Origin of the sequence: Paraburkholderia sp. EG286B (assembly GCF_040965655.1) — a bacterium.
Lineage (GTDB): Bacteria > Pseudomonadota > Gammaproteobacteria > Burkholderiales > Burkholderiaceae > Paraburkholderia.
On record NZ_JBFRCF010000056.1, the window covers coordinates 1 to 15,563 of the forward strand.

At 61.2% G+C, this 15,563-nt stretch carries 17 protein-coding genes and 7 pseudogenes; 9 read left to right on the forward strand and 15 right to left on the reverse strand.

Going from position 1 to position 15,563, the window contains the following annotated elements; all coding sequences use genetic code 11:
* Window positions 1-373 precede the first annotated feature (373 nt).
* Window positions 374-1,522 carry an IS110 family transposase gene (locus AB4Y42_RS42290; RefSeq protein WP_368697654.1) on the forward strand — a complete coding sequence of 383 codons (1,149 nt, stop codon included), beginning with the start codon at window positions 374-376 and terminating at the stop codon, window positions 1,520-1,522.
* Between the two features lie 694 nt (window positions 1,523-2,216).
* On the opposite strand, the gene AB4Y42_RS42295 is transcribed toward AB4Y42_RS42290, so the two are convergent.
* The 6 genes and pseudogenes from AB4Y42_RS42295 to AB4Y42_RS42320 all read right to left on the reverse strand — a co-directional run.
* Window positions 2,217-2,699 carry an RES family NAD+ phosphorylase gene (locus AB4Y42_RS42295; RefSeq protein ID WP_368697655.1) on the reverse strand — a complete coding sequence of 161 codons (483 nt, stop codon included), beginning with the start codon at window positions 2,697-2,699 and terminating at the stop codon, window positions 2,217-2,219.
* The gene (locus AB4Y42_RS42300) at window positions 2,696-3,202 is read right to left on the reverse strand and encodes an antitoxin Xre/MbcA/ParS toxin-binding domain-containing protein (protein ID WP_368697656.1); all 507 of its coding nucleotides are present in this window, start codon (window positions 3,200-3,202) and stop codon (window positions 2,696-2,698) included. Before AB4Y42_RS42300 ends, AB4Y42_RS42295 begins: the two co-directional genes overlap by 4 nt.
* An 87-nt stretch (window positions 3,203-3,289) precedes the next feature.
* Window positions 3,290-4,771, reverse strand: coding sequence for a UvrD-helicase domain-containing protein (locus AB4Y42_RS42305; protein WP_368697657.1), 1,482 nt, complete (start codon window positions 4,769-4,771; stop codon window positions 3,290-3,292).
* Between the two features lie 166 nt (window positions 4,772-4,937).
* A complete protein-coding gene (locus AB4Y42_RS42310; protein WP_368697658.1) occupies window positions 4,938-5,270 on the reverse strand; it encodes a hypothetical protein in 333 nt (110 codons plus the stop codon).
* A 105-nt stretch (window positions 5,271-5,375) separates the two neighbouring features.
* Window positions 5,376-6,074: a hypothetical protein gene (locus tag AB4Y42_RS42315; RefSeq protein WP_368697659.1), complete on the reverse strand. Its 699-nt coding sequence runs from the start codon at window positions 6,072-6,074 to the stop codon at window positions 5,376-5,378.
* A gap of 309 nt (window positions 6,075-6,383) precedes the next feature.
* Window positions 6,384-6,896: pseudogene (locus AB4Y42_RS42320) on the reverse strand (ISNCY family transposase); the annotation flags it as partial.
* Between the two features lie 71 nt (window positions 6,897-6,967).
* Between AB4Y42_RS42320 and AB4Y42_RS42325 the strand changes: the two are divergent.
* Window positions 6,968-8,043 (forward strand): annotated as a pseudogene (locus AB4Y42_RS42325) (IS110 family transposase).
* 327 nt (window positions 8,044-8,370) lie between these two features.
* Here the strand turns inward: AB4Y42_RS42325 and AB4Y42_RS42330 are convergent.
* Window positions 8,371-8,628, reverse strand: a pseudogene (locus AB4Y42_RS42330) (transposase); the annotation flags it as partial.
* 38 nt (window positions 8,629-8,666) lie between these two features.
* On the opposite strand from AB4Y42_RS42330, the pseudogene AB4Y42_RS42335 reads away from it, so the two are divergent.
* The 3 genes and pseudogenes from AB4Y42_RS42335 to AB4Y42_RS42345 form a co-directional block, all read left to right on the forward strand.
* Window positions 8,667-8,849 (forward strand): annotated as a pseudogene (locus AB4Y42_RS42335) (transposase); the annotation flags it as partial.
* A gap of 285 nt (window positions 8,850-9,134) precedes the next feature.
* Window positions 9,135-9,329: pseudogene (locus tag AB4Y42_RS42340) on the forward strand (transposase); the annotation flags it as partial.
* A gap of 44 nt (window positions 9,330-9,373) precedes the next feature.
* On the forward strand, window positions 9,374-9,964 hold the full coding sequence (locus tag AB4Y42_RS42345) for an IS5 family transposase (protein WP_368697360.1): 591 nt from the start codon (window positions 9,374-9,376) through the stop codon (window positions 9,962-9,964).
* 215 nt (window positions 9,965-10,179) lie between these two features.
* Here AB4Y42_RS42345 and AB4Y42_RS42350 read toward each other — a convergent pair.
* A pseudogene (locus AB4Y42_RS42350) lies at window positions 10,180-10,368 on the reverse strand (transposase); the annotation flags it as partial.
* A pseudogene (locus AB4Y42_RS42355) lies at window positions 10,305-10,769 on the reverse strand (recombinase family protein). The pseudogenes AB4Y42_RS42355 and AB4Y42_RS42350, both read right to left, overlap by 64 nt.
* Before the next feature lie 334 nt (window positions 10,770-11,103).
* On the opposite strand from AB4Y42_RS42355, the gene AB4Y42_RS42360 reads away from it, so the two are divergent.
* On the forward strand, window positions 11,104-11,361 hold the full coding sequence (locus AB4Y42_RS42360; RefSeq protein ID WP_368697660.1) for a hypothetical protein: 258 nt from the start codon (window positions 11,104-11,106) through the stop codon (window positions 11,359-11,361).
* 126 nt (window positions 11,362-11,487) lie between these two features.
* Window positions 11,488-11,727 carry a hypothetical protein gene (locus AB4Y42_RS42365; RefSeq protein WP_368697669.1) on the forward strand — a complete coding sequence of 80 codons (240 nt, stop codon included), beginning with the start codon at window positions 11,488-11,490 and terminating at the stop codon, window positions 11,725-11,727.
* A 393-nt stretch (window positions 11,728-12,120) separates the two neighbouring features.
* On the opposite strand, the gene AB4Y42_RS42370 is transcribed toward AB4Y42_RS42365, so the two are convergent.
* The 6 genes from AB4Y42_RS42370 to AB4Y42_RS42395 all read right to left on the reverse strand — a co-directional run bounded on the left by AB4Y42_RS42370 (window position 12,121) and on the right by AB4Y42_RS42395 (window position 14,611).
* Window positions 12,121-12,459, reverse strand: coding sequence for a hypothetical protein (locus AB4Y42_RS42370; protein ID WP_368697661.1), 339 nt, complete (start codon window positions 12,457-12,459; stop codon window positions 12,121-12,123).
* 8 nt (window positions 12,460-12,467) lie between these two features.
* A complete protein-coding gene (locus AB4Y42_RS42375) occupies window positions 12,468-12,869 on the reverse strand; it encodes a type II toxin-antitoxin system VapC family toxin (protein WP_368697662.1) in 402 nt (133 codons plus the stop codon).
* A complete protein-coding gene (gene vapB, locus AB4Y42_RS42380; protein ID WP_368697663.1) occupies window positions 12,869-13,105 on the reverse strand; it encodes a type II toxin-antitoxin system VapB family antitoxin in 237 nt (78 codons plus the stop codon). The genes AB4Y42_RS42375 and vapB overlap by 1 nt, the downstream gene beginning before the upstream one ends.
* Window positions 13,106-13,241: 136 nt before the next feature.
* The gene (locus AB4Y42_RS42385) at window positions 13,242-13,694 is read right to left on the reverse strand and encodes a DUF2726 domain-containing protein (RefSeq protein WP_368697664.1); all 453 of its coding nucleotides are present in this window, start codon (window positions 13,692-13,694) and stop codon (window positions 13,242-13,244) included.
* A 22-nt stretch (window positions 13,695-13,716) separates the two neighbouring features.
* The gene (locus AB4Y42_RS42390) at window positions 13,717-13,977 is read right to left on the reverse strand and encodes a hypothetical protein (protein WP_368697665.1); all 261 of its coding nucleotides are present in this window, start codon (window positions 13,975-13,977) and stop codon (window positions 13,717-13,719) included.
* Between the two features lie 94 nt (window positions 13,978-14,071).
* Complete coding sequence (locus AB4Y42_RS42395) at window positions 14,072-14,611, reverse strand: hypothetical protein (protein WP_368697666.1); 540 nt, start codon at window positions 14,609-14,611, stop codon at window positions 14,072-14,074.
* Between the two features lie 386 nt (window positions 14,612-14,997).
* Here AB4Y42_RS42395 and AB4Y42_RS42400 point away from each other — a divergent pair, with 386 nt between their 5' ends.
* Both AB4Y42_RS42400 and tnpB read left to right on the forward strand, forming a co-directional pair.
* On the forward strand, window positions 14,998-15,387 hold the full coding sequence (locus AB4Y42_RS42400; RefSeq protein WP_368697667.1) for a transposase: 390 nt from the start codon (window positions 14,998-15,000) through the stop codon (window positions 15,385-15,387).
* A partial coding sequence (gene tnpB, locus AB4Y42_RS42405; RefSeq protein ID WP_368697668.1) for an IS66 family insertion sequence element accessory protein TnpB occupies window positions 15,384-15,563 on the forward strand: 180 nt, incomplete at its 3' end. The genes AB4Y42_RS42400 and tnpB, both read left to right, overlap by 4 nt.

Sequence of the window (15,563 nt, forward strand, 5' to 3'; positions counted from 1 at the left end):
AGCTTCACACCGAGCTGTTACCGGCTCGGCATGTCCGGGTAGGGAACGGTTGATGGAACAACCGGTTTCATCAGGTCATACCTTCTCCAGTGAAACAGAAACTCAAGCGACTTTCAGGTCGCACGTGAACATCCAGGCCGACAAACACCGTGCTATCGTTATTCACGCTGACCTCCGTGCCGGAAACAGGTTGTTGAGTATTGGCTTAGACCATACTCTTGCGGCTCTGGCATTCGTGCTAACCCGCGTTTCACCTCCGCGCGGCGGTCAGCCTCGTGCGCAGCGAAAGTCATACTGTCTATGAGGGACAGCCCGCGTAAGCCCCCAGGAGTAAAACGGTTTATCTGGACCGTTTCCCGGAAGGAGCACGCAAATGGACGCACCCGAGAGAACCCTGCAAGCACAGGACACCGCGATCACCTGCAGGCTGTTTGTCGCCTTTGAATTGAGCGAAAAGAACTGGAAGCTGTCACTCGGTGATGGCGTACGTGCCCCCAGCCGTTGCACGGTAGCGGCCGGCGACACCGCTTCCGTCCTGACCGCTATCGCGAACGCCAAAGCTCGCTGTCATCTGCGCCCTGACACCTTGGTGCTGAGCTGCTATGAGGCGGGCCGCGACGGTTTCTGGTTGCACCGTTGGCTAAGCGTACAAGGGATTGTCAATCTCGTCGTCGACTCGGCAAGTATTGAGGTGAACCGACGCTCACGACGTGCGAAGACCGACCGCCTAGACGCCGACAAGCTGCTTTCGATGCTGATGCGCTACTACGCTGGCGAACGTCGGGTCTGGGCAGTCGCGCGAGTCCCAAGCGCACAGCAGGAAGATGAACGACGCGTGCATCGTGAACTCGAGCGTCTGCGACACGAGCGCACCGCTCACATCAACCGGATCCGATCGCTCCTGGTACTGCACAACCTGCGCGTAGAGCGCGTAGGCGGTCGTAACTGGGCCCGCTGGTGGGCCGAGCATGCTCAGCAGTTGCTCCCCGCCCTGCGTGCCGAAATCGAGCGTGAATTTGAGCGACTCTCACTTGTGATCCACCAAATCAAGACGCTTGAGGGATTTCAGGAGCAGCAAGTCCGTAGCGGCGCGCAACCCTCAATTGCGGCTCTAGCGCGCCTGACCGGTGTCGGTACCGGAAGTGCATGGACTCTGCTTAAGGAGTTGTTTGGTTGGCGCAAGTTTCGCAACCGTCGAGAGCTTGCAGCCTGCCTAGGCCTTGCGCCCACGCCGTACAGCAGCGGGACAAGCGAAACAGAACAAGGCATCAGCAAGGCCGGCAACAGGCGCGCTCGCTGGCTCATGGTCGAACTCGCATGGTGCTGGCTACGCCACCAGCCCGCAAGCCAACTGAGCCAATGGTTCCATAAACGATTTGCTGGCGCAGGAAAGCGTGGCCGACGTATCGGCATTGTTGCACTAGCTCGTCGTCTCGCGATCGCTTTATGGCGTTACGCGGAACATGGAGAGATTCCGGCTGGAGCAACCCTCAAGGCACACCGGAGTGCAGGTGCGACCTGAACCATCTGTGTCGGCAGACGGTACGAGTCTCAAGGTATGCGCGCCCGTGAAATAGCGGGATTGCCCGACGGGCAATCGTCCTTCAGATGGGGCGCGTCCGAACGGAGCGCTGCCCGCGTTAGCGCATGCGGTATAGGGTGACCGGCCGTGGTGCCGGCACGGATAGAAGTTAGATCGGGCATACGCCCGACATCGAGCGCTCCGAACCAAAGACTATTGACGTGTTGAGCAGGAGGGAAAGAAAGCCGATAACCACTTGTTGACGCACGCGAGTTATCCACCGCCTGCCGGCGTTCTGACCACGTGAGGGGCCCGCCGCCAGGCGGTGGATAACCGTCGCGTATCAGGCTCGCCATCCCGCACCAATCGCGGCGCTGCGGTACGCAAACCGGAACCATTGCCTGGCGCACGGAAGCAGCGCGAAGTGACGCTCGAGGACTTGAATGCGCGGTAATGGGGACTCACCGCAACCCGGGAGGCTCGGTGCTAACCCCCCCAGATAGATATCAAGGACTGCCAAACAACCACACCCAGAACCAACCTCAACCCCGACATCTGAAAATGGCTTTGACATCGAACGATCGCGCTTTTTATGCTGGATGTCTGGAGAGCACCTTGGCCGCCGGCACGCACATCGCGAACCCTGATATTTGATCGCGGGGCATAGTTCATCCGCCTGCAATCGACATCGGCCTCATCGCGTCGGCTGGCCAAACAGCCGCGGATCCAGCACAAAGGGTTCCGTGTTGATCACCTTTACGCTTGCCATTTCCGGATGCATCGGGTTCAGCAGCAGATTGAAGTCGGTAGGACAAACGACCGACGGGACCCGCATCGCCAGTTGCTCGCTCGCTTCAAGCCATTGCCGGCCAAGCGCCCTTGTGGCTGCAGGATCGCTCGTCAGGTCTGCCCAACCCTCTGGGAGATCCGGGACAAGAGCGGCATCGTAGACAGCGTCCGGCACCTCCAGCGTCACAAGGAAATAGCCACCGGCCGGCAGCAAGCCCGCCATGTGCACCAGCGCCTCAAGCAGCGCCGTCGAAGCGTGGCAACAGGTGTAAAGCACCCGCATGCCACGCGGGTTCCAGCGGCCGCCGGCGATCGCCGCACCATTGCCGCTCAGGTCATCGGCACGGTAATACCCGCGCCGTTCTTTCGCCAGGCGGTAAAGCCTCATGCAGACACGCCGTGAATGACGCGCAGCAGGATCTCACGCACGCGGTCGTAGCCCGGTTGCGAGTCGAGCACCTCGAGTGGGCTGAGTCCACCCAGTTCCGCATTCGATCGCTGCATCCACTCGGCGGCCAGCGCCGGGTCCTCAAACACCTCGACAGCAAGCTGACGCACATAGAGCACACGCGCAACGCGATCCGACTCGGCTGGCGACAGGCGCTCCGCGCGCGCCATCTTGCGCAGGATCGTCGAACTCGGCAGATTGAGACTCGCGAGCAGCGTCTGCACCGGCACGTGCAGCAGGTCCTTCGCCACGCGCTCGATGATCGCCGCTTCCATGCCTTCCCGGATCTGCCGGCGTTGCTCGAGCGGGTCGAACCTGATGAGGAACGTTTCGATATCGTCAGCGTGGGCGCCGGGTCTGCCATGGCCGGCCAGGGCCTTGCCGGCACGTGCTGCGCCGGGACGCGCGGCCGAATGACGGCCGGACGGTTGATTCAGGGCCATGATGCGGGCCTCCCAGATGGGAATTTCATGACGCCCATTCTAGATTACTCTCATACGGGAATCAAGCTTCTCCCATTTGATGACTTATTATGCTGACCGGTCTTGGCGCCGGAGACTGAGAAGCCGCAGCAGTTCGTCTCGCAATTCCGAGATATCCAGGACATGCTGCGCGCGGGTCACGGCCACGTAGAGCAGACGAAGCTCATCGTCGTTCGGCATCGGACTGCCGTCGGCCCCGCGCAGGCGGAAATCGTTGGCAATCTTGACCCGCTTCCACTCGAGACCCTTGGCACGGTGGACGGTCGAGATCACATAGTCGGCGGCGCCCTCCGCCGCCGAACGCTGCGCCAGTGTCCGCAGATAGCCGGTCCCCAGCTCGTCGACGATGCGCACAACCGGCAGCAGGTCCTGACCAAATGCACTACGCGCAAACGCCTGTGCGTCGCTCCATGTCTCGAACAGCGAAAACGCCGCCGGACGGAACGCGCGCTGGCCGGCCAGCAAGCGGTCAGCGCCGTCAGCGTAAGCGAGAATCTCGGCGGGACTCATCCGGATCGCCGGACGGTGCCCCGCCTCGAGTCCGGCGGCGAACTGCCAGATCGCCGTGACGTTCTTCCGGCACAGGATCGCGTCGACCGGCGGCGCGAGCGCGGGATCCTCCACCATGATCGAGCCAATGGCTTCCTGCCCCCGGACGGGCGTGCGCTCACCGAGCAGTGCGAGCAGGCGGCTGGCAAGCGCCGCGAACGTCGCACCAAAGCGGAACGATTCCGTGAGCGCGCATTCGGGCGCGTCGATCTGCGCCATCGCATTAACCGCGCCGCGCCACTCGTAGATTTGCTGGTAAGGATCGCCCACATAGATGATCTGCGCGTGGCGCTGCCGGCCAAGGACCGACAGCATGACACCATCGCTGTCCTGCGCCTCATCGAAGAGGATGTTGTCGGCTTCGATGCGAGGCTGCGAGAACGCCCAGAGCTTCAGGAGTACGTCAGGCGAAATGGAACTCCCCGCGTGGTCAGCTGCACCCTCTTCCCACAGCCGCCCGACGTACGGCAGCAGGTAGGTGCGCAGTTGCGCGGCCACCGCTTCGTCGATCTTTTCATCGACAACAATGTGATGCGCTGCCGGCTGGGCATCCGCGGACCGGCAGAACCTGTCACGCCCATCGGCAATCATCCGCCCGATCTCGAACGGCGCGATCTCGACGGCCTTGCCCGCCACCGTGCGCACTTCCAGCGGGCCAAGCCCGTAGCGTGCGGCCAGTTCATGTGGCGGCTCGCCCTGAAGGCTCACCCGGCTTCTGAGCATCGGGCTGACAGAGGCCCACGCCAGCGAATGCATCGTCCGCGAGCCGACGTGAGGCGGGAACCGGCGGGCTGCACTCGCCGCGATTTCCCGGTTGAACGCGAGATACATGCCGCGCCGCTGGCCGAAGTGTTCGGCCACGAGCTGGAGTGTGGAAGTCTTGCCCGCGCCAGCGAAGGCCTTGACCTTCAGGTTCCCGGCGCCACGCGCCGCCTCGATCACGGCCTGCTGCTCTCCTGTTGGACTAAAGCTCCTCTTCACGCGATACCGGACCTCATGTGCGGTTGCTCCAGACGATGTCGGGTCGCTGATTTTCGCATGACCGGCAGCCGATCGGGCGACCCCACGCCGGGCGCCTCATCGGGGCACTTTCTCGTTAGACCACCGGATTCAGCACATCTGGCGTGGCGAAATCCCACAGCGCCCGTCACGTCTCAACAAGCTCCAGCCCGTTCTCGGCACACCATTGCCCCAGCGCGCTTTCGACAGCATCGGTTTCAAACGAATACCAGCGCTCGAGAACGCCTTCACGTTCCAGTAATTCCTTGAAACGCGCATAAGCCCCTCGCTTCCGGAAAAAACCCTCGACCTGGTCGTAACATGCAGGCAACGTCTGTGCGACAAAGCGCAAGGCGAGACGGCTTCCGAGATCAAGCTCGCTCTTGTGCGGTATTGCAAGGTAGCGGTCAGAGGTTTCGAGGTCGTCAGGTATCTCCTCGTCGAACGCCATCGAAAGATCGTCGTGCCCGACTGCGACCATGGCTCTCCTCCGCCTGGGTTATTACCGTTCGAAGCGCCGGTTCGCAAACCGGCTCCGGGCCAGGGATGGCCAGTCGTTTACCGCGTCCTGCGTCGGCAACGCGACTCAAAGCTCGTCGCTCGGGTCAACGATCTCGAGCCGGAACTGCCATCCTTCCATGCTCATGAGCATTCGCCCAAGATCGTCCCATGAGACCTCCTTGCCGTCGACAACCACGAGGGGCAGGTGGCCCGGCTGGGATTCGTCCCATTCAATACGTCCGCGCACCGTGCTGTCAATAATCCGGCGCTCGTGAGAATCGATGTGCCTGACCGACAGCGCGCGACGAATCTTCTCGACGAGACGCCCGAGCAGCACAAATACATCTTCGTCGGCTTCGCCGATCAGCTGGAACCGGTACCCGACAGGGAGCTCTTCTCGAAGCTCGAAGCCATCCAGAGCAATCCGGTCGCCCAGGAGCCGGAGCTGGAAATGAAACCGGTGGGCCTCCCCAGCGCAGTCAATCAGCTGGATCGGGTCAAGCTGGACGTTCTCGAATTCAATGAATCCGGTGGACTCGGCAATTCTGGCATTGAAGCACGGAGTGCAAAGCAATTCGAAGCGGCCATCGCCAGAGCTGCAGTGGATGGTGTCCCAGGGTGGCGTCTGGTTGCCGCATTGTTCGCAACGCGCGTGTGCCATGTCGTGTCTGCTGTAACGGTTTTTCCTGCGATCGCCGCGAGGATGGATTCCGTCTGCCCTCTTCGGCCAATGTTCGTCGCCGTTGGCGGCGACAGGTAGCCAGACCAACGCGATCGTGTGCATGGGAAAGGCGAACGGGTGCCGATATTTTGACAGACACGGCGAGCCGCGCCCAACTGATGCCAGGCGTCTGGCGCCATGTGACCAGCAAGGTGACACGCCATCCATGACCGATGCGTTCGATGACGTCGTGTCGCATGGGGGTTTGCATGCGGTGGCGCTACAGGGTGATATGCCCGAAGCCTCGTAACTGGCATCGCACCGATATGGAAAATATAGGAATACGAATCAAAACATGTCAAAGCCATTTTCAGATGTCCGCTTCCCGGCCAAGATCAAATGTCCGGGTTTAGCAGGTTCAGGATTCGTCTTTCATGCGTCTGAAGCCTGTACGGTATCGAAGGACGGATCCTGAGCGGGAAGGGTGTCTGCGTCAGTTCCACTGCTGCCTGCAGACCGGCGGCCAGGTTTTTGGGGCGATTGCTGCACCTGTCTACGCTGGGCAAGATCCGTGATCGCCTGCTCGACATCCGCCTGCGTGAACTCGCGTTGTTTCTTCTTGCCCGGTTCGTGTTCGTTGCGCCTGGTTCGGGTCGAGTCGCCGCGGTGGGTCCGCGAGGGCGCCTTGCCGATCCGGCTGTTATCGCGTTGTGCCTGCAGTGCCTGCGCGACCTGCAACACGTGACTCAGGCGTTTGTGCTCGATGACCGCGCCCTGATCGATCTCGGCCAGCCGGTCATACTGCCTGCACGGCAGCATACGTCCGTGCGCTCGCAGTTCAATGCGCCCGTCCGGATACTCCCACACCTCGATATACCGGTCGATCAGTTTGCGGTTCTCCGGCGTGTCCTCGAGCAGGTACATCACCCGAATTAGTAAGGACTTTCCCGATCTCGTGGCATAGCGATATGCCAGGATGGTTGGTGCTGGACAACCCATCTGAGAAGGGGAAAGTCATGGACAAGATTACTCGTATCGGCGTGGATCTGGCCAAGAACCTGATCCAGGTGCACGGCGTGGACAGCATGGAACGCGTGGTGGTCAAGAAGGCCATCTCACGGCAGAAGTTTCTCGAATGGTTTGCCAACATCGAGCCGTGTCTGGTCGCAATGGAAGCGTGCAGCGCAGCCCACTACTGGGGGCGCAAGCTGCGCGAGCTTGGTCACGAGGTTCGCCTGATTGCGCCGCAGTTCGCCGCGCCATACCGCAAGGGCGGCAAGCACGTGAAGAACGACAGGCTGGCTGCCGAGGCCATCTGCGAGGCCGCGGGGCGGCCGCATATGCGCTTCGTGGCCATCAAAACGGCAGACCAGCAAAACGTGCTGTTGCTGCACCGGATGCGCAACGGTTTCGTCGAGGAGCGTACCGCGCTGGTCAACCGGCTGCGCGGTGAACTGGTCGAGTTCGGCATGTTCTTGCCGCAAGGCATCAATGCATTTCGTGCCCGCTTCGTCGAGGCACTGGAGGATGGGGCCACTGAACTGAACGGTGTCGCGCGCACTGCGTTGGCGCGAGGCTGGGAGCACCTGCAGGCCCTCGACCAGCAAATCGCCTGGAGTGACGCGCAGGTCGCCACGCACGTGAAGCACGACAGCAGCGCGCCATGGCGGTCATCGGCATCGGGCCGCTCACCGCGTCGGCCGCAGTGGCCACCGTTGGCGACGCGAGCGTGTTCAAGAATGGTCGCCAATTTTCCGCCTGGCTTGGCTCGGTGCCCAAGCAGGCGAGCAGCGGCGGCAAGACCCGCCTGGGCCGCATCACCAAACAGGGCAACACGTATCTGCGCACGCTGCTGTTTCAAGGCGCACGCTCGGCCGTAACGACCGCTCATCGACGAACCGACCGGCTCTCGCGCTGGATCGTTCAGCTCCAGGCACGCGTGGGCTGGTATCGGACACTGGTGGCCGTCGCCAACAAGCACGCGCGGATCCTGTGGGCGATTCTGGCCAAGGGCGAGCGCTTCGATCCGTCGTATGTGCCGACGCGCCCGGCCCCTCGGGGCGCTGTGGACACGACCACATACTCACGATAGGTGAGTGATTACCCAGACAGCTGTACAAATAATGAGGACTCCGCACCCAAGGATTCAACAGGCAAGGATAGCGACAGGTCAGACCGGCAGCGGGCGAACTCGAAGTACGACAAGGCGGTACATAGCATGTACTCGCCGTTACCCGGATGGAGTCCTGCTGCGCGGTTACTATCCAGGCCCGGGCACCGCAATGACAGTGCTCAACAAGGCCGTTTATAGGTATGCAGTCTGTCTCGCCGCTGAATGCCGAATGTCTGCCCGATCGCATCGGAGTCAAACGAATGGATCGATGAACCCCGAGCTTGCAAAAAGGGAAAGTCCTTATAGGTCGTACTGCACCGTGAGCGACTTCGTCACGCGCCGCGGCACGCGCCAGGCCAGTATCTGCCGCAGATCCTCATCGGCGTGCAGTGGCCGGTGCGCGTTGTGATCGCTCCTCGGTGGCTTGCCGAAGCGCCGGTTGAAGTCGGCAATGAAGGAGGGCGCCCAGGCATTGGCCGCCTCGCACGTGCTGATGCCACGCAGCCTGAGTTCCTTCACGAGCCGGTCCTGCAGCGTCAGGTTGGCGCGCTCCACGCGGCCCTTGACTGGACCTGAGTAATCCCCTGGACGCGATATACGATCAGATCGAGCGGCTCAAGGCCGGTATCCGTGCCAAGGTTGAGCACCCGTTTCGCGTCATCAAGCGGCAGTTCGGCTATGCGAAGACCCGCTATCGCGGTTTGATGAAAAACACTGCCCAGATCACCACGTTGTTCGCTTTGAGCAATTTGTGGATGGCGCGCAGAGCTTTGCGAAACGCTTAAGATGGAGCCGGTGCGGGCATATGTTTCACCGGTACAGCCTCCGACTGGTGACTGTACCGGGCGATCTCCGCACAAGGAATGTCGTCGCCGTTCAGACTGCGATGCGTGTGGAAAATCGCCGCTACGAAAACGACTTCTGCAGAGCTTCCTTAACAGCATTCATCGATGGTTAACAGCCCCTTCGTTCATTTTGTTAAGAGACCATTTCAAAAAGACCCCAAGGGGGCTGTTAACCTTTTCGGCAAGCTGTTAACCTTGGTCGTCTGAACAACTGGAACCAAGGGGATGGGCGCACCGATCATTGATGACGAACTGTGGGCATTGATCGAACCTTTGCTACCGCCGCCGAAGCCGCGTCGCAAGAAATACCCGGGGCGGCTTCCGATTTCAGACCGGGCTGCGCTGAACGGCATCCTGTTCGTATTCAAGACCGGAATACGCTGGTGCGACCTTTCAACCAAGCTGGGATTCGGATCGGGGCCGACCTGCTGGAGGCGTTTGCGCGACTGGCAAAAGGCCGGCGTGTGGAGCGCGTTGCACGAGTTGCTGCTCGCCAAGTTACGCGAGGCCGGCGAACTCGATTTCTCACGGGCAGCGGTCGATTCATCCTCGGTGCGAGCCGTTGGGGCGGGCGAAAAACTGGCCCGAACCCCACCGATCGCTCGCGACCAGGTTCGAAGCATCACATCCTCGTCGACGCCAACGGCGTGCCCATCAGTGCAATCCTGACTGGCGCGAATCGTAACGACGTTACCCAGTTGCTGCCGCTCATTGACGCGATCCCGCCCATTCGCGGCGTACGCGGCCGACCGCTTCGCAAGCCCAAGGTCATCTACGCAGATCGCGGCTACGACTCCGAGCCGCATCGTGAGCGGCTTCGTGCGCGCGGTATCGAACCGGTGATCGCCAGGCGCCGTACGGAACACGGTAGCGGACTCGGCAAATTCCGCTGGGTGGTCGAGCGGACTCACGCATGGCTGCACAATTTTCGTCGTCTTCGCATTCGCTTTGAGCGTCGAGCCGACATTCACGAGGCATTCCTTAAACTTGGTTGCTCGCTCGTCTGCTGGAACATCTTCAGACGTGCCGAGCAGTCTTTTGGAAACGGTCTCTAAGGCTTCCTCTCCTTCATCTCTCGTCAGCAAGGTTTCCACCGATCGCTGGAAATCCGGTCGCGGTTGCACGTCTTGGACATCAGAAATAACCGCGGTGGTCATTCAGCGCCCATAGCGGTCACCGCTCTGCGGAGCGGCTTACCACAAATGGTTTTTTAGTTACCGATCGCTAACCAAAAAATCCTCTGCTTTGTGCCGCTAGCGGCATGAAACCAGTTGTTCGATATGGGCCAGTTTCCGTTCTCGACGTAACGGACCAGCTTGGGCCACTGACCACGCATGTAGTGGAGCGCCTTGCCAAGCAAACTCGACGGCACGATCGTCGGCGGTTGCTTGACCATCATGCGCTCGATGACGGCGAGCACGCGACTGCTGTAGCGAACACGTAGCCGCTGCCGGCGTTGCGCCGCGCGTTGCTTCCACGGGCTCTAGCTGCTGACAGGCCGGCCTGCGTTCGCTCCCGAATCACATCCCGTTCGAATTCCGCGAACAGGTTGAACACGAGGCGCCCCTGTGCGGTAGTCGTATCAACCGGGTCGTTCAAACTTCGCAGACCGACCTCGTGCTGCAACAGGATACTGACGGACGTCGATCAGATGCCGTAGCGAGCGCCCCAGCCGGTCCAGATGACGATCACATCGCCAGCACGGACATCAGCAAGCAGGTGTGTCAGAACCGGCCGCTCGGTTGACGCCCCGCTGGAGACTTCGGTAAGCACCTTGGCACATCCGGCAGCCTTGAGCGCATCGACCTGCAGCGCGACGTTCTGTTCACGTGTGCTAACATGGACATAACCGATGTCCATCTTTTTCCGCCGCCAAGGTTCTCGTACACTATAGTCAACGCGCGGGAATAAATCGAACGCTGTTTTGTGCAACGCGTATTCTGCACAGGCGACGGCCCGCCGGTCGGGACGCCCGGGCAAAGAACGGCTCCAGCGCAGACGTTCGGCTATACGAACGTTTTATCGAACACTACGCGGATGACAACTGGTTCAGGTCCGGGAATATTGTCCGAAACGTAAGGAGGGCTGTTCCAGCGCTCCCGCGTACCCTATAGACGTAGTCCTGGTACGCGTCTCGGGTCAATTGGAGGCGGATGGTGGCGATTAGAATGGTTGGACGTGTAAGGAGGAACTGATGACATTGCTGAAAGACCGTCTAGCGGCGACGGAGCAAAAGCTGAACGCCCTGAAAGAGGCACGAAAAGCTTCCGACAAGGCGCGCCGCAAGGCATATAAGGAGAGCAAAGCCGACCAGGCACGAAAGCTCACGCTCGTGGGTGAGGCCGTCTTGCGGCGAGTTGCGCGCGGAGAAATGGACGAAGCCGACTTTCGGCAAATGATGGATGAGGCTCTCACACGGCCGGTAGACCGGGCATTGTTTGACCTCGACTGAACGCGCCGTCCGATTCGGACGGTGAGCTTTTACAGGTATCGCCGGTAAGTCTTTTCAGGAGCCTGGTCCGATGCCCCCCACAATGGCGCGCACGGCGCCGTCCATCTGCTGACTGACAGCGACGCGCTGACCGCGAGCATGCGGCGCACGGGGCGACTCGAAGTTGCGCCCGACGGCAAAAGCCTGGTCCTGATCGACGTCGACCAGCGCAAACCCGGGACTCAGCGCGAGGTGCGCTATGAGATCACGCCGGCCGAGCTGATTGCCGCGATCCGTGCGCACGGCGCCGAGCTGGCCGGCGAGAGTCATGCCCACAAACCGCTCGCGCACATCGGTCAAGTGGCGAGAAGCCCCCTGAATACCTAGCGCGAAGAACGGACAGTGACTTTTTCAAATGCGAGGGACTTCCCTATCCTGCGGCGACTGAGGTCGCACGGCATCAAGTGCCAGGACCCCCGGCGTCATAGTTGTCGCCTCTGAACTTTCTTATCAAGAAGAGTCAGAGGTACAAGTTGAAGACAAAACAAACGTATTCAACGACGCTAGAGGGCACATGTCTGTATTCGGCAGGCCAGCGTTCGAAATACGTATCGAACGGCTCGACGTCGGAATCGCCGTAACAAATTGGGTCAGGTATTCGCGCTTTGTCCATCACTTGCCATGTTCCTACCTACGTACCGCGCTATGCGAGCCTGCCGCGTGACGAACGCGCAAGACGACCAGAGCCTGCTCTTCTTCCAGTCGCGGCCTAGCTTCGCTTTATCGTTCAATACGCCCATGCTTGACCAGACGCGACTTGATCGCCCCGGTGGTGCGACCGTGCGCGGCGGCCAGCTCTTTGACGTCGGCTCCGGCGTCGAAACTCTCGAGCAGTCTGTGATCCTCTTCCGGGGGCCTGGATGTGCCTGCTTTCTCCGCCCTCTTCTCGCGCGGCGCCGGCTTGCCCGTCAGCTCTCTGAGTGCCTGCGCGGCCACAAACAGCGCACGGATGACGTCCGGCTGGTTGAATGGACTCTGCCCGGACAGGACCTCGCCCGTAAGCGGATCGATGCCGTCAACGAGGGTGCGGATGATCGGGAGGGCTTCTTGAGGAGACATCGTTCGTCCTAGTCGTTCAGCCAGTTTTCGAGCTTGATGCCGGGATACGCCGCGAAGTCACGCTCGTTGTTTGTGACGAGCACGACGTCCAGGGAAATCGCATGCGCGGCGATGAGCTTGTCGAGGGCGTCTTTCTTGCGATCCCGCGTCGCCTCACGCACCGGACCGTATGCCTGCGCGGCGGCCACGTCGAACGGCGCGACTGGAATGTCGTCGATCAGGGCCGCGAGGTTGCGGCGCTCGCGTGCCTTGTTCGCGCACACGCTCACGCCGTATTCGAGCTCCGCGTAGGTCACAGCGGACATGACCACATCCCCGACATAGCATTGGGCGAAGCGCTGCGCGACCTGCTCCGGCTGGTTTTTCATCAGATAGATGCACATGTTGGTATCGAGCATGAAGCGCGGCATCACAGACCCTCGCGCTCGGCCTGATCCTGCTCGCCGCGACCTTCGGCCATGAAATCCGGCCCGAATTTCGCAAACTTCTTCAGCACGCCGCCGAGCGGACGGCGCGCAGGGCGAATACGGATTTCGTCTCCGATGCGCTCAATTTCGAGTTCGACGTCACTGCGCTCGTAGGCCAGATCGGCGGGAATGCGGACGGCTTGGCTGTTGCCGTTCCTGAATACGCGGGTGGTGTGCATTGCGGCCCCAATGTGTGTACTATGGATGTACTATAGCGCAGCCAGCGCGCAATGTAAATCCGCGTGTGTACATACCCCGGATGCGTACGGTCGTCGCCGCCCTGCTGCATGCACAGACCAGGCTGCAGGCATCGCGTCACCTTGGCGAAAGCAGGGCGACGCGAATCTCGCGCTCGTCTGGCTTGTTCCGCGACTGGAGACGTACGGTGCGAATACCCGCAGTGTCCAGAAACGCATCGCGCTTTGCGTCCCGCGCGCGGTTGTGGGTTCTGTCATCGAGTTCGACGACCGCAAGCAGTTCGAGCCCGGCAGTGTAGACCGCGAAATCGACGCGCTTCTGGGAGATCAGGCGGAAATCGGTGAGGCCTGCCTTGCCCTTCGACTTTGGCGTGATCAGTGCGGACATGGCAACCTGCGGGAAGATGTACACGTCGGGTAGCGCCCGTCCGACCCGGCGGAAGAATTCCGCTTCGTTAGCGGTCAGGATCGGCTGCTGCCTATATCGCGGCTTGCGCCGTGGCGAAAGCAGAGCGACGAGCAGGACGATGAACAGGAACAGAATCGCATTCTGAAGTGCGTGGCCGGACACTCGACTCTCCGTTAGGTGCCGGTCAGAACGCGGCCGGGCTTCGGACTCGCCGGTATCGCTTCTCGGCGCGCCGGCCGACGACCAGCGACGCGGCACAGCCGATCAGAAGCACGACCGCGGACCGGAGGGTGTCGTGTGCCGTTGCGGGCGTCGACCAGCCGTAAAGGCGGCCCACTACCAGCTCGAAGATGATCAGCCAGGCGATAAATACGCCGATCGCCCAGCGGCGACCGTAACGGGATGCGGCAATGTCGTGCGAGCGTTGCGATTTCGATCTCATCATGCCATGCGCGATGCGTCGCAGCGAGCCGGCACTACCGATTTCGCAGGCAGCGAAGGCGACCCGGACCGGGGGATTTTCTTGATGCTCCCTGGTCTTACCAGGAGTGCTGCGCCAGCGGATTGGACCACCTCTCAGGGAGAGAGCGCGAACTGGCGACACAGGAAGGCGAGTAGTGGAACTGCACCGGTTTCGTCGCGTTCGCAGAAGTAGTAGAGGTATGCACCACCGCCAGTGCCAGGGGCGTGCGCACGAGTGCGTCGGCTAGGCGTGCCCCGCCGATGCGTGCGAACCCGTTTGCTGCATGACAGGTGTAGGCGCCATAGATGTCAACGGGGAACACGGCGATGAATGTCAGGGCAAACATCATTGCCGCCGGCACGCTCCGGTTGTGGCCACGGGCACGCGGAAGCCAGACCGCAACGCAAAGCAGCATCGTTCCCGGTACGACATGTACGGCATTGACATGGCAGTAAGAGTACGCGGACGAGATCACCACTGACAGCGCGAATGCGATCGCGGTGAACACGTTCATTGCGCCAAACGTGAGCGGCAGGTAGGCAACGGTAGCGGCAAGCCTGCCCCGATCACGTCGAGCGAAACGGTATTCATCCGGGTTTCCGTTGTTGTTGTTCACGCACTTTGCCACATGGCACCGGGCGGTGCGACGTGCCACTTCGCCGATCTTCCGCGCGGCGAGTGACCGCCCTGCCCGGCAATTGAATGAACGAGTCGCGGACCGCGGCCGTCAGCGTCAGCCTGTTCGGCGGCAGCGGGCCGTACCGGCATCTACGTACCTGCCAGGGCAAGGAATTCGCGTCGCATGCGCTGAGCCTTTTCCTGGGAACACGGGTGCATGAAGCGGCGAATCTCCTTCACTGTTGGCCGAACACGTCCGTCCACCACTGCGCTTGCAAGTCTCAACAACTCCGCGTTCGGTAAGCACCCGGTGAAGTCATCTTGATTGCGGAAGGCTCGAAGGCGAGGATCGTGTCCATCTAAATTTTTAATGGACAGATGTACATGATGGACGAGATCGAGGTGACGCAGGAGGTCGTGCAACCGACACGACGTCGGCGGCATAGCAAGGAGTTCAAGGCGCAAGTCATCCGGGCGGCGATGCAGCCCAACGTATCGATCGCGGCGGTGGCACTGCACTATCGCTTGAATGCCAACATGCTCCGAAGCTGGGTGGCGGCGCAGGAGGAGCTGGATGCGGCCGAACTCGCCCGCAAGTCAATGAGCGTGCCATCGGCAGAATTTGTGCCGTTGCAGCTGGAAGCGTCCGGAGCTGCATCTGGCGCGACAGAGATCCTGATCGAGGTACGTCGGGGTGCGGCAACGGTGACGGTACGTTGGCCGTTATCTGCAGCCAGCGATTGTGCGGTGTGGTTGCAGGGGTGGCTGCGGTGATCCGCATCGACGCGATCTGGCTGGCGACCGAACCGCTGGATATGCGCGCCGGCACAGATACGATTCTGGCGCGCGTGGTGAAGGTGTTCGGCGCAGCGCGGCCACATCACGCCTATCTGTTCGCCAACAGGCATTCGACGCGCATGAAGGTGCTCGTCTATGACGGGTTCGGAATC